The 12,410-nt window shown below is 67.7% G+C and carries 11 protein-coding genes; 5 read left to right on the top strand and 6 right to left on the bottom strand.

Annotated features, from left to right (window positions below):
- Nucleotides 1–36: 36 nt before the first annotated feature.
- Together NRB56_RS29555 and NRB56_RS29550 are read right to left on the bottom strand one after the other, a co-directional pair.
- The gene (locus NRB56_RS29555) at nt 37–834 is read right to left on the bottom strand and encodes a glutamate racemase (RefSeq protein ID WP_319943724.1); all 798 of its coding nucleotides are present in this window, start codon (nt 832–834) and stop codon (nt 37–39) included.
- A 30-nt stretch (nt 835–864) separates the two neighbouring features.
- Nucleotides 865–2,058: an NAD(P)/FAD-dependent oxidoreductase gene (locus NRB56_RS29550; protein WP_153347564.1), complete on the bottom strand. Its 1,194-nt coding sequence runs from the start codon at nt 2,056–2,058 to the stop codon at nt 865–867.
- A 157-nt stretch (nt 2,059–2,215) separates the two neighbouring features.
- Between NRB56_RS29550 and NRB56_RS29545 the strand changes: the two genes are divergently transcribed.
- The 5 genes from NRB56_RS29545 to NRB56_RS29525 all read left to right on the top strand — a co-directional run bounded on the left by NRB56_RS29545 (nt 2,216) and on the right by NRB56_RS29525 (nt 8,069).
- On the top strand, nt 2,216–2,563 hold the full coding sequence (locus tag NRB56_RS29545; protein WP_153347563.1) for an SPW repeat domain-containing protein: 348 nt from the start codon (nt 2,216–2,218) through the stop codon (nt 2,561–2,563).
- On the top strand, nt 2,563–3,192 hold the full coding sequence (locus tag NRB56_RS29540) for a TetR/AcrR family transcriptional regulator (protein ID WP_153347562.1): 630 nt from the start codon (nt 2,563–2,565) through the stop codon (nt 3,190–3,192). Before NRB56_RS29545 ends, NRB56_RS29540 begins: the two co-directional genes overlap by 1 nt.
- Nucleotides 3,193–3,484: 292 nt before the next feature.
- Nucleotides 3,485–4,678, top strand: coding sequence for a lipase family protein (locus NRB56_RS29535; RefSeq protein ID WP_153347561.1), 1,194 nt, complete (start codon nt 3,485–3,487; stop codon nt 4,676–4,678).
- 83 nt (nt 4,679–4,761) lie between these two features.
- Nucleotides 4,762–5,709, top strand: a complete 948-nt coding sequence (locus tag NRB56_RS29530) for a type IV toxin-antitoxin system AbiEi family antitoxin domain-containing protein (protein WP_153347560.1) — start codon at nt 4,762–4,764, stop codon at nt 5,707–5,709.
- A 140-nt stretch (nt 5,710–5,849) separates the two neighbouring features.
- A complete protein-coding gene (locus NRB56_RS29525) occupies nt 5,850–8,069 on the top strand; it encodes a hypothetical protein (protein WP_153347559.1) in 2,220 nt (739 codons plus the stop codon).
- A 1-nt stretch (nt 8,070) separates the two neighbouring features.
- On the opposite strand, the gene NRB56_RS29520 is transcribed toward NRB56_RS29525, so the two are convergent.
- From NRB56_RS29520 to fusA, 4 genes are all read right to left on the bottom strand, one after another.
- The gene (locus NRB56_RS29520; RefSeq protein ID WP_319943723.1) at nt 8,071–8,406 is read right to left on the bottom strand and encodes a DUF5615 family PIN-like protein; all 336 of its coding nucleotides are present in this window, start codon (nt 8,404–8,406) and stop codon (nt 8,071–8,073) included.
- A complete protein-coding gene (locus tag NRB56_RS29515; protein WP_153347558.1) occupies nt 8,403–8,618 on the bottom strand; it encodes a DUF433 domain-containing protein in 216 nt (71 codons plus the stop codon). Before NRB56_RS29515 ends, NRB56_RS29520 begins: the two co-directional genes overlap by 4 nt.
- A 131-nt stretch (nt 8,619–8,749) precedes the next feature.
- On the bottom strand, nt 8,750–9,940 hold the full coding sequence (gene tuf / locus NRB56_RS29510) for an elongation factor Tu (RefSeq protein WP_319943722.1): 1,191 nt from the start codon (nt 9,938–9,940) through the stop codon (nt 8,750–8,752).
- A gap of 141 nt (nt 9,941–10,081) precedes the next feature.
- A complete protein-coding gene (gene fusA / locus NRB56_RS29505; protein ID WP_319943721.1) occupies nt 10,082–12,184 on the bottom strand; it encodes an elongation factor G in 2,103 nt (700 codons plus the stop codon).
- Nucleotides 12,185–12,410: the final 226 nt, after the last annotated feature.

Below are 12,410 nucleotides of genomic sequence, written 5' to 3'. Positions count from 1 at the left end.
TTGAACGCTCCTGGTCACAGCGCCGATGAACCGCGGTTACGTGGTCGGCGACCGCACGCCGCCGACCACGGTCCCCGCGCGGGCACCGAGTGCCCGGCCCGGTTCGAAGGCCGCCGCGCTGTCGGGCAGCGTACCCGGGCGGCCGCTGTTGAAGACGGTCACCGCGCCGGTGCCGCCGGCCGGGCGGCCGAGTGCGTCGATGCGCCGGATGGTTTGCGCCGCAACGGCTTCCGCACTGTCGAACAGGCGTACGCCCGGCGGCAGCGCCGCGAGGATCGCGGCCGTCACCAGCGGGTAGTGGGTGCAGCCGAGCACGATACCCTCGGTGCCGGCCGGGGTCTGCGCGACGGCCCGGACGATCGCGTCCTCGACGGCGGGCAGATCGCCACGGTCGATGGCGTCGGCGAGACCGTGGCAGGCGACGCCGACCACCTCGGCATCACCGGCGAAGCGGGCGATCAGGTCGGCCTGATACCGGCTGGCCGTGGTCGCGGCGGTCGCCCAGACCGCGACCGTCCGGCACGCGGCGGCGGCGGGCTTGATGGCCGGGACGGTGCCGATCACCGGCACGTGCGGGCCGACCTCGGCGCGCACGTGTTCCAGCGCGGTCACGCTGGCCGTGTTGCACGGCAGCACGATCACCTCCGCGCCGAGTCGCAGCGCGCGGCGGGTGGCCTCCAGCACCCGGTCGGTGACCCACTGCTCCGGCTTGGGGCCCCAGGGCGCGCCGTCCGGATCCAACTGCAACAGCAGGTCGAGTTCCGGCCGTAGCCGCCGCAGCCACGCTCCCGTGGAGAGCAATCCCAGCCCCGAGTCGATGAGCGAGACGATCACCCCGCGAGCCTATCGCCCCGGTGTGACGGTTCAGCGCACGGGGACGGCGGCCTTCGCGTTCTCCACCAGCTGGGCCCGTGTCTTCATCACCTGAGCGGGACGGCCGGCGCCGACCACCGCGGTGAGGACACCGTCGACGAAATAGTGCGCCAGGAATTTGCGGCCGTCGTCCTCGATGATCCGGACCTCGTCGGCGCCACGGGTGCTGCCCAGCACCTGGATCTTGACGTCGTACTGGTCGCTCCACACGTAGGGCACCCGCGGCCCGGCCGGAACCTCGCCGCCGAGCAACGCCGCGGCCAGCAGCCGGGCCTGTTCGCCGGCGTTGGTCCAGTGCTCGATGCGGCGGTGCGGGCCACCATCGTGCTGCCACGCCGCGACATCGCCGAGCGCCCAGACGCCCTCGGTCGTGGAGCGGCCAACGGCGTCGGCGAGCACGCCGCCACCGGAACGCGGATCCGCAAGCGGCACACCGGAATCCGTGAGCCAATCGGTCGCCGGCACGGAGCCGACGCCGACCACCACCAGATCCGCGTCGACGGTCTCGCCGTCGGAGAGCCGGGCGCCGCGCACGGCGCCACCCTCGGTGATCAGTTCCGTGACGCCCACACCCGCGCGCACATCGACGCCCTCGGCGCGGTGCATCCGCGCCACGAGCGCGCCCACCTGCTCGCCCAGGGCGGCGGCCAGCGGTTCGGGCTGGGGTTCCACCAGGACCACGTCCAGGCCGGCGGCGCGGAAGCTCGCGGTCAGTTCGCAGCCGATGAAGCCGGCGCCGACGATCAGCGCGCGGGTGGCGGCCGGGATCGCGGCGCGCAGGCGGGCCGCGTCGTCGTACTTGCGCAGCACGTGCACGCCCGGAATCGGCCCCTCGGCCAGGCCGAGGATCAACCGGGGCCGCAGACCGGTGGCGATGATCAGATCGTCGTAGCCCAGGACCTCGCCGTCGGACAGGGTCAACCGGCGGGCGGCCGAGTCCAGGGCGGTGGCGGTGACGCCGAGGCGCAGCCGGATGTCCTGTTCGGCGAAGAATTCGGCCGGTTTGAAGGTGGTGTCGTCGACCTCACCGCGGACGAACTGCTTGGACAGCGGAGGCCGATCATAGGGCAGCCGATCCTCGTCGCCGACCAGTACCACTTCGCCGGTGAACCCGGCCCGTCGCAGTTCTTCGGCGACGCGAAGGCCGGCCAGCCCCGCTCCGACGATCACGATCGCACGCTGCATGAAACCTCACTTTAATCCAAAGAGAGTGGCGTTCTCTCCGTGACGCCCACCATATCCGACATCGGTGCATAATCTTTCCCGCCGGAACTATTGATCGGGCGGTCAATCAGAGTTATACCGAAGGAGGCATCATTCGCCATCCTCGAGGAGGTACTGGATGTTCACCGAGAGTCGCGCGCAGGACTTCGTAGCCGTCGTGCTCGGCGTCTTCACCGCGCTGTCACCGATCTGGGTAGACCACAACAACCGGGCATTGTGGACCCTCATCGTCCTGGGTGTCCTGATCGCCCTGACGGGTCTGGCCCAACTCGCGAACCCGGCCCAGGCGGGGGCGGACTACGCGATGGGCCTGCTCGGCGTGCTGCTGTTCATCTCCCCCTGGGTGATGAACTTCCATGCGTTCAACGGCGCTTCGTGGACCGCATGGATCGTGGGCGTGCTGACCGTGGTCGTTGCGGTCGCAGCTCTTCCGCAGGTCACGGCGCGACGGCATACTGCCCTTTGATGCATGTGCCGAAGCCCGACCGAGCGGGGCGTCGCCGCAGCCGCAAGGTTGACGGCGACGCCCGTCAGCTCATTCTCGACGCCGCCGAAAACCTGTTCGCCGCACACGGATTCGACGCGACGGCGACGGCGGCGATCGCCGGGGCCGCCGGCGTGCCGAAAGGCCTGGTCTTCTACTACTTCCCGACGAAGGATTCGATCCTGTCGGCGCTGATGGCCGAGCGGGTTCCGCCGCATCCGCTCGCCGACATCAATTCCGTGATCAGCCCGGGCGATCCGGCCACCAGCCTGGTGAACCTGGACGCCGCGCTGAATCTGCGCGATCACCATTCCTCGGTGCTGCGGGTCATCATGTGGCGCGAGGCCGACACCCACCCCGACGTCCGGAAGCAGTTGCGCCGCATGCGCGATCAGCTGCTCGACGTCACCGCGCGGGTGTTGCAGGCCAGCGCGCCCGGGCCGGTGCAGCCCGGCACCCTGCGGGCATGCGCGGCCGCGTGGGTCTCGGCGATGCTCGCCGTCGCCACCACCGATCGGCTGCACACCCTCGACGGACTCAGCCTGCCCACGGCCGACGAGATGCTCGGCATCTCCCGGGTCGTCGCGGCCGGGATGACACATCTCGGGTGAGTCAGTGTTGCTAAATATTTGCTATATTCACGTTACGAGGATCTGAAACGCCATCCGCGAACATGGACACGCCGATGAATACCCTCGGCGTGTCGGCTGTTTGCGGCGTGTCCAGCTAGTTTTTACGGAGTTTCCGGACACCAGAGCGGCGTGTCGCACGGAAAACCTCGCGGTTGCTACTTGAATGCGGACTGCCCGGAGTTCACATTCTGCTTCACTCGCGTGGAGGTCATGGATGAACCGTCAGGCAGAACCCGCTCTACCTTCCCGGTCCCGGAGCACTCGGCGCGGGATGCGCCGCGTGCTGGCGGCGCTCGGCGGCACGGCCGTCGGGCTGGCGATGACCGCCACCGCCGGAGCCTCGCCGCTGTTCCACGCCCCGGATCCGGATCCCTTCTATTCCGCCCCGGCCGATCTGGAGGATCGCCAGCTCGGTGACGTCCTGGACGTGCGGGCGCTGCCCCCGCTGGCCACTTTTCCCGGCAGCACAGTCAATCTGGTGAAGTTCCGCTCCACCAATTCGCGCGGCGAACCGATCGCGGCGACCACGACGGTGGTGACCCCGTTCAACCATCCGGTGGACGGGCCGCTGCTGTCCTATCAGCACATCATCAACGCGCTCGGCGCGGAATGCGCGGTCTCGCACGAGCTCTACAGCAACGACCCCAACCTGGTCATCCGGGAAGCGCCCGCGTTGAACGGGGTGCTGTTGCAGGGCTGGAGCGTGGCGCTGCCCGACCATCTCGGCCCGCAACTCGCCTACGGCGCGGCGCGGCTAGGCGGGCAGATCACGCTCGACGGTATCCGCGCCGTGAAGCAGGTGGCCGCACTCGGCCTGGGCCGCAGCCGGGTCGCGATGGCCGGCTATTCCGGCGGCGGCATGGCGACGGCCTGGGCGGCGGCACTACAACCCACCTACGCACCCGATCTGGACATCGCCGGGGCCGCCTACGGTGGGGTGCCGATGAATCTCGTGACCATGGTGACCGCGCTGGGCGCCGACTCGCATCCGGCGTTCGGACTGGCGATGGCCGCCGCGATCGGGATGGAACGGGAATATCCGGACCGGTTGCCGATCAGCGAGAACATGAATGCCGACGGCCTGGCGGTCGGTAACCGGATGGCCAACAGCTGCACCAACGACATCATCGCCACCGGTGCCGGCCACTCCGTGATGGAATACGCGGCCAGCACGGCTCTGATCGACAGTCCCGATGCACGCGCCGTGCTGGAGGAGAACAGCCTCGAGTACTTCGACGGCATCCCGACCATGCCGATCTTCGAATGGCATTCGCCCGGAGATCCGCTACTGCCGGTGGACGCGATCGACCACACCGATCGACGGTATTGCGACGCCGGGGTGCGGCTACAGGTCGATCCGATCCCGATTCCGGAGCACATGACCACCGCGGTGGTGGGTATGCCGCTGGCGATCGATTGGGTGTCGGCCCGGATGAACGGCGTGCCGGCGCCGCGGAACTGCTGATTGTTTTGCTCACACCCCCGGAGTTGTCCACAGTCGTGACCGGGGGGCTGTAACCCGGATCGCGGGGTGGCCATGATCGGCATATGGCCACCCCGCAATCAATTTCCCGGCGTGACGCCCTCGCCGCCGGTCTGTCGGATACCGATCTGCACCGGCTGTGCCGCCACGGTCTGTGGCATCGGCTGCGGCCCGGGCATTATCTGGCCGTTCCGCCCACCGCGGTGTCACCGGCGCAGCGCCATCGGCTGCTGATCCGGGCCACCGTCGTCACGACCTCCGATTCCGCTGTGGTCAGCCATGTTTCCGCGGCGGTGCTGCACGGCCTGCCGGTCTGGCGGCTGCGGCTGGATCGCGTTCACCTCACCCGTAACCGGCGCAACGGCGGCCGGCGCGGCGCCCATCTCCTGGTGCACTCCGCGCTGCTCGAGCCGGAGGAGATCACGGTCGTGGACGGTATCCGGTGCACCACGGTGGCACGTACCCTCGTCGACCTGGCCCGCACCGAACCGTTCGAACAGTCCGTGGTGTGCGGCGACGGGGCGTTGCGGGGCGGTGGCACGAGCAGAGCCCGGTTGCACGATCAGCTGCACCGACTGGACAACCGGCCCGGTCATCGCAATGCCGCGGCCGTGGTGCGGTTCCTGGACCGGCGCAGCGAGAGCATCGGTGCATCGCGGAGCCGGGTCGCGTTGCGGCAGGCGGGATTTCCGGCGCCGGAGTTGCAAGCGCGCATCCTGTCGCCCGCAGCCGGATTCGTCGCGCGGGCCGACTTCCTCTTCCCGAAGATGGGCGTCGTCGGCGAATTCGACGGTGACCCACCGGGTTATGCGACCGGCGGCTCGCCCGTCGGGGCCACGGCCGCCGCCCGGCAGCGCGAGGCACGGCTGCGTGCTCTCGGCTGGTCGGTGGCCCGCTGGACCTGGGACGATCTCGACGAGCCGGGTGTGGTGGCACGCCGGATGGAGGCGGCAGCGGCGGCGGCCATGGGCAAACCGCGTACGGGCCGCTGGCTTCCGGCGCCGCGATTGTGATGCCGTCCTGCGCTGTCCCTGCGCACCGCGACGGCGAGCCGGTCGGAGCCGCAGTCGTGATCGGCGAGCCGATTCGCGGATCGCCGCAGCGTGTGGCCGTCTGGTCGCCATAATCGGCCGGGCAAGTAAGAATGGCGGCTATGACGGACGCCGATTTCGCAAGTTTCGCCGAACCGCAACGCGGCCGACCGGCGGGATACCGTCTGACCAACTCGGCCGGTGACTCGAACTCGGGATCGACCAACGGGCTCACGGGTTCCGATCCGCAGGGCACGGCCAACGGCTCCGCATACACCACGGGCCGCACCGCCCTCGGCCGCACCGACGGCGTGCAGTGGGGAAGGCCCGAATCCGGCATCGAGTGGAATCTGGCCTCCAGCGTGCCCATCGGGCCGAGCACACCCGCCACGGGGAGTACGCCTGCCACTCCCGACGGGCTGTCCGGCACCCCGGTCTCGAACGGGATGTCGAGCGGGCGGGGCAACTCGTTCGGTACGTCGAGTTCGCCTGCCGAATCTTTCGGTATCCCGGGCTCTTCGTCCGAGTCGTTCGGTACCCCGGGCTCGCCCCCGCCGTTCGGCACCGCCGGCCCGTCCGCCGCGCCGGGTGCACCCGGGCTCTCCGGTATGTCATCATCCGCCACCCAGGGCGCTTCCGGAATGTCTGGAGCGCAGCGCTTGTCGAGCACCCCGGTCATGTCCGGAAGCCAAGGTGCCTCCGGAACCACCGGCACCGCGGCGCCTTCCGCTTCGGGTGACAGCTCCGACAGCTCCGGCCAGCACAGCGCGTCCGTGATGGCGATGCTGGAATCGATCACCGAACGCGCCAAGGCCGAGCTCGCGGCAGCGGCGGCTCAATCCGACAGCACCGCAATCGAACCCGCGCAACACAACGGTTTCACGCCACTGGACTCGACCGCCGGGCACCACAACGGTTTCGGCCCCGGCTCGCCGCCGGATTCACCTGCCGCGCGATACAACGGCTTCACCGCAGGCTCACCGCTCGATTCACCTGCGGCGCAACACAACGGCTTCACCGCAGGCTCACCGCTGGATTCATCTGCGGCGCAACACAACGGCTTCCCTTTCGGCACATCGCTGAACGCACCTGCCTCGCAACACAACAGCTTCGCACCCGGTGCCCCGCTCGACTCGACCGCCGCGCAACCCAACGGTTTCCCGCCCGGAGCACCGTTGGACCTGTCTGCCGCGCAACCGTTTTCGGCCCAGCCGGCAATCGCGCCCGCGCCACCGCAACCCGAACTGCGGCACCGTATCTCGCCGGCGGACAACCCGCGGCACTCGTCCGAGCCGCCCGCCCACGGGCAGCCCGCGGCCCTGCACAATCCGGGTGTCACGCGCGACCCGCTCGCCCCGCCGGATCCACTGCCCAAGCGGCAACCGCTCATCCAGCGAGATCCCTTGGCGCAGCGGGACTCCCTGCCGCAGCGTGCCCCCTCCGCGCAACGCGACTCCCTGGCTCAGCGCGAGCCGCTCGCCGAACGCAAACCACTGGCCCAACGCGAGGCAGCGGCCCACCGCGAGTCCGCAACCCAGGCCGAGGCGGTGGCCCGCCGCGAATCCGTCGCCCAGCGCGAACCGGTCGCCCAGCGCGAACCCATTGCCCAACGCGAGCCCATCGCTCAACGCGAGCCCATCGCTCAACGCGAGCCCATCGCCCAGCGCGAGCCCATTGCTCAACGCGAGCCCATCGCTCAACGCGAGCCCATCGCCCAACGCGAGCCCATTGCTCAGCGCGAACCGGTCGCCCAGCGCGAACCGGTCGCCCAGCGCGAACCCATCGCCCAACGCGAACCAGTTGCCCAACGGGAGCCCATCGCCCAACGCGAGCCTGTTGCCCAGCGCGAACCCGTCGGTCAGCACGAACCGCTCCCCCAGCGCTCACCGATCGCCCAACGGGAGCCCCTCGGCCAGCGGACGCCGAGCACCTCTCGCGAAATATCCACTCCGCGTGAGCAATTCATCCCCACGGATCCGGCCCCGCAGCACTCACGGGAAGACCTGTCCGGGTCGGCCTCGGATCCGATCACCCGCCCCGAACCGATCGTCGGCACCGGATCCGGCGGCCGCCGCCGCGCCCCCGCAGGCGGCTCCGATGCGCTCATCGACACCCCCGCCGCCGTCGACGTGCACCTGGTGATGCAGTTGCTGCTGGCCAGCCACAACCTCGAGAACATCGCCGCGAAGGTCGAATCCGGCGACTACTCCCTGGCCGACTTCGTCCGCGCCGCCCATCGCACCCGCACCGCGGCCGTCGACCTGGTCTCCGCCTGGTTCGGCGGCACCACCCAGATGCGCGCCTTCGCCGAAGCCCTCCTCGCCGCCACCGAGGACTCCTGAATCAGCGCACCTCGATGAACCTCTCGCCGGCCGCCAACATGTGGACGACGGTCGGCAAGATGGGCAGAAACCCTTCCAGCAGAGCCTTTTTCGAACAATTTCCGGCACGTAGCCACACGACGGCAGGCGTCGAATCTCCGCCGCGGGAACGGCTGATCGTCACGAAGTCCTCGTCTTTCGTGACGATCACCGCCTCGAGTCTGGTGGCCTCCTCCCATACGGCGTGGTCGGAGGCCGAGGTCAGCTCGATATCGCAGACATGAATTGCGTCGTGACCTTCGCCGGTAATCGCACGTGCCAGTGCAGGCGGCAGCTGCGCGTCGACGAGAAACTTCACGCGGTTCGTAGGATCGGATGGTCAGCCTCGGCTGCGGCGAATGCCAGGCAGGCGCGGATGTCTTCCCGCTCGAGATAGGGATAATCCTCGAGGATCGAGTCCTCTGTCTCGCCGATGGCCAACAGTTCCAGCACATCCTTCACCCTGATCCGCATATTGCGAATACAGGGCCGACCACCGAGCTGGTTCGCGTCGAAGGTAATCCTGGTCATCGTCACAGCATACCGGCCGGGTGATGCCGCCCGGGCGAACAGCAGAAGGGCCGCTCCCCCTCGGGGAGCGGCCCTCGTGCGATCGTCACGTTCCGGGGAACGTCACTGTCGAGTTACGTTGCGGGGCAACGTCACTTGATGATCTTCGTGACGCGACCGGCGCCGACGGTGCGGCCACCCTCGCGGATCGCGAAGCGCAGGCCCTCTTCCATGGCGACCGGCTGGATGAGCTTGACGCTCATCTCGGTGTTGTCGCCCGGCATGACCATCTCGGTGCCCTCGGGGAGGGTCACGACGCCGGTCACGTCGGTGGTGCGGAAGTAGAACTGCGGGCGGTAGTTGTTGAAGAACGGGGTGTGGCGGCCGCCCTCGTCCTTCGACAGGATGTACGCCTGGCCCTCGAAATCGGTGTGCGGGGTGGTGGTGCCCGGCTTGATGACGACCTGGCCGCGCTCCACGTCCTCGCGCTTGATACCACGGACCAGCAGGCCGACGTTGTCGCCCGCCTGACCCTGGTCGAGCAGCTTGCGGAACATCTCGATGCCGGTGATCGTGGTCTTCGTGGTCTTCGGCTTGATGCCGACGATCTCGACTTCCTCGTTCACGTTGACGATGCCGCGCTCGACACGACCGGTGACGACGGTGCCACGACCGGTGATCGTGAAGACGTCCTCGATCGGCATCAGGAACGGCTTGTCGGTCTCACGGACCGGGTCCGGGATCGACTCGTCGACGGCGTCCATCAGGTCCAGCACGGACTGGGTCCACTGCGGGTCACCCTCGAGGGCCTTCAGGCCGGAGACGCGCACGACCGGCGCGTCCTCGTCGAACTCCTGGGCGGCCAGCAGTTCGCGGACCTCCATCTCGACGAGCTCGAGGATCTCCTCGTCGTCGACCATGTCCGACTTGTTCAGCGCGACCAGGATGTAGGGCACGCCGACCTGACGGGCGAGCAGCACGTGCTCACGGGTCTGCGGCATCGGGCCGTCGGTGGCGGCGACCACGAGGATGGCGCCGTCCATCTGGGCCGCACCGGTGATCATGTTCTTGATGTAGTCGGCGTGGCCCGGGGCGTCGACGTGGGCGTAGTGCCGCTTCTCCGTCTGGTACTCGACGTGGGAGATGTTGATCGTGATACCACGAGCCTTCTCCTCCGGCGCCTTGTCGATCTGGTCGAACGCGAACGCCGCGTTCAGGTTCGGGTACTTGTCAGCCAGAACCTTGGTGATCGCCGCGGTCAGCGTGGTCTTGCCGTGGTCGACGTGACCGATGGTGCCGATGTTGACGTGGGGCTTCGTCCGCTCGAACTTCGCCTTCGCCACTGTTGTCCTCCTGGACTTGTTGTTGCTTGCTTAGCAGCAGTGCGGTTGTTATTTCAGGGGGTCGTGCAAGCGCTCAGAGAGTCGCACGGCGTCCGATCGATCGCCCGCCGCGAACGGCGAACGATCGTTCGTCGGCTGTGATCACTCGCCGGTCGCCTTGGCGATGATCTCCTTCGACACATTGGCCGGAACCTCCGCGTACGAATCGAACACCATGGAGAAGTTCGCCCGGCCCTGGGTCTTCGACCGCAGGTCACCGATGTAACCGAACATCTCCGAGAGCGGAACCAGCGCCTTGACGACACGGGCACCACTGCGTTCCTCCATGGCCTGGATCTGACCACGGCGGGAGTTCAGGTCGCCGATCACGTCGCCCATGTACTCCTCGGGCGTGGTGACCTCGACGGCCATCAGCGGCTCGAGGATCACCGGACCGGCCTTGCGGGCCGCTTCCTTGAGGGCCATCGAACCCGCGATCTTGAACGCCATTTCCGAGGAGTCGACCTCGTGGTAGGCGCCGTCGAGCAGGAGTGCCTTCACATTGACCAGCGGGTAACCGGCGAGGACACCGTACTGCATGGAGTCCTGGATGCCGGCGTCGACCGAGGGGATGTACTCGCGCGGCACGCGGCCACCGGTGACCTTGTTCTCGAACTCGTAGGTCGCGCCGTCCTCGCCCTTGAAGGGCTCCAGGGCGATGATCACGCGAGCGAACTGGCCCGAACCACCGGTCTGCTTCTTGTGCGTGTACTCGAGCTTCTCGACCTTCTTGGTGATGGTCTCGCGGTAGGCCACCTGCGGCTTGCCGATGTTGGCCTCGACCTTGAACTCGCGCTTCATCCGGTCGACGTAGATGTCGAGCTGGAGCTCGCCCATGCCGCCGATGACGGTCTGGCCGGTCTCCTGATCCAGCTTCACGTTGAAGGTGGGGTCCTCCTCCGCGAACTTCTGGATGGCGGTGCCCAGCTTCTCCTGGTCGGCCTTCGTCTTCGGCTCGATGGCCACCTCGATGACCGGATCCGGGAAGGTCATGGACTCCAGCACGATCTGGTTCTGCGGATCGCACAGGGTGTCGCCGGTGGTCGTGTCCTTCAGGCCGATGACCGCGTAGATGTGGCCGGCCTGGGCCTCGGTGACCGGGTTCTCCTTGTTGGAGTGCATCTGGAACAGCTTGCCCAGACGCTCCTTCTTGCCCTTGGTCGAGTTGATGACCTGGGCGCCGGAGTCGACCTTGCCCGAGTACACCCGGACGTAGGTCAGCTTGCCGAAGAAGGGGTGCGTCGCGATCTTGAACGCCAGCGCCGAGAACGGCTCGGAGACGCTCGCGTCGCGGTGCAGGACCTCTTCCTCCTTGCCCGGGACGTGGCCGTCGGTGCCACCGTCGTCCAGCGGGTTCGGCAGGTAGTCGATCACGGCGTCGAGCATGGGCTGCACGCCCTTGTTCTTGAACGCCGAGCCACAGAGCACGGGGTAGAGCTCCGAATTGACGGTCAGCTTGCGGATGGCGCCCTTGATCTCCTCGACCGTGAGCTCCTCGCCACCGAAGAACTTCTCCAGCAGCACCTCGTCGGATTCGGCGATGGTCTCCAGCAGTTCCTGCCGGTACTCCTCCGCGCGCTCCGCCAGATCGGCCGGGATCTCGACGACCTCGTACTGCTCGCCGAGCTTCGTCTCACCGCGCCACACCTTGGCGTTCATCTCGACCAGGTCGACGATGCCCTCGAAGGTGTCCTCGGCACCGATCGGCAGCTGGATGACCAGCGGCTTCGCGCCCAGGCGATCCTTGATCGTCTGGACGGTGAAGTAGAAGTCCGCACCGAGCTTGTCCATCTTGTTGACGAAGCAGATGCGCGGGACGTCGTACTTGTCGGCCTGCCGCCAGACCTGCTCGGACTGCGGCTCAACGCCCTCTTTGCCGTCGAAGACCGCGACCGCGCCGTCGAGCACGCGCAGCGACCGCTCCACCTCGACGGTGAAGTCGACGTGCCCGGGCGTGTCGATGATGTTGATCTGGTTGTCTTTCCAGAAGCAGGTGGTCGCGGCGGAGGTGATGGTGATCCCCCGCTCCTGCTCCTGTGCCATCCAGTCCATCGTGGCCGCACCGTCGTGGACCTCACCGATCTTGTAGGTGATGCCGGTGTAGAAGAGGATGCGTTCGGTTGTCGTGGTCTTACCGGCATCGATGTGTGCCATGATGCCGATGTTGCGGACCTTGTTGAGGTCGGTGAGCACGTCCTGTGCCACGGAAATCTTCCCCGCTCTGTGTTTGGGCGTTCAGCTGTGTAGGGATCATCGGGAACGACCCTGACCATGACGTCCGGCCGGGTATCGGCTTTCGGTCATAGCCCGAGGCCATCACTTGTTCAACGTCGGGCGCGGCGTGGTAGTGCCCTGCCTTGCAGCGACACACGCTGCGATTCGGGCGACTGCGCCGCGGTGCCCGACTGTGACTCGCCTCCCGGTGCCGTTA

Source organism: Nocardia aurantia (genome assembly GCF_009604425.1).
Classification (GTDB): Bacteria; Actinomycetota; Actinomycetes; order Mycobacteriales; family Mycobacteriaceae; genus Nocardia; species Nocardia aurantia.
This window is presented reverse-complemented; position numbering and strand designations above follow the sequence as displayed.

What these genes read in the sequence shown, in the direction of transcription:
- NRB56_RS29550 (WP_153347564.1), bottom strand. Translation starts at nt 2,058, where the DNA reads ATGCAGCGTGCGATCGTGATCGTCGGAGCGGGGCTGGCCGGCCTTCGC.
- NRB56_RS29545 (WP_153347563.1), top strand. Translation starts at nt 2,216, where the DNA reads ATGTTCACCGAGAGTCGCGCGCAGGACTTCGTAGCCGTCGTGCTCGGC.
- NRB56_RS29540 (WP_153347562.1), top strand. Translation starts at nt 2,563, where the DNA reads ATGCATGTGCCGAAGCCCGACCGAGCGGGGCGTCGCCGCAGCCGCAAG.
- NRB56_RS29535 (WP_153347561.1), top strand. Translation starts at nt 3,485, where the DNA reads ATGCGCCGCGTGCTGGCGGCGCTCGGCGGCACGGCCGTCGGGCTGGCG.
- NRB56_RS29530 (WP_153347560.1), top strand. Translation starts at nt 4,762, where the DNA reads ATGGCCACCCCGCAATCAATTTCCCGGCGTGACGCCCTCGCCGCCGGT.
- NRB56_RS29525 (WP_153347559.1), top strand. Translation starts at nt 5,850, where the DNA reads ATGACGGACGCCGATTTCGCAAGTTTCGCCGAACCGCAACGCGGCCGA.
- NRB56_RS29515 (WP_153347558.1), bottom strand. Translation starts at nt 8,618, where the DNA reads ATGACCAGGATTACCTTCGACGCGAACCAGCTCGGTGGTCGGCCCTGT.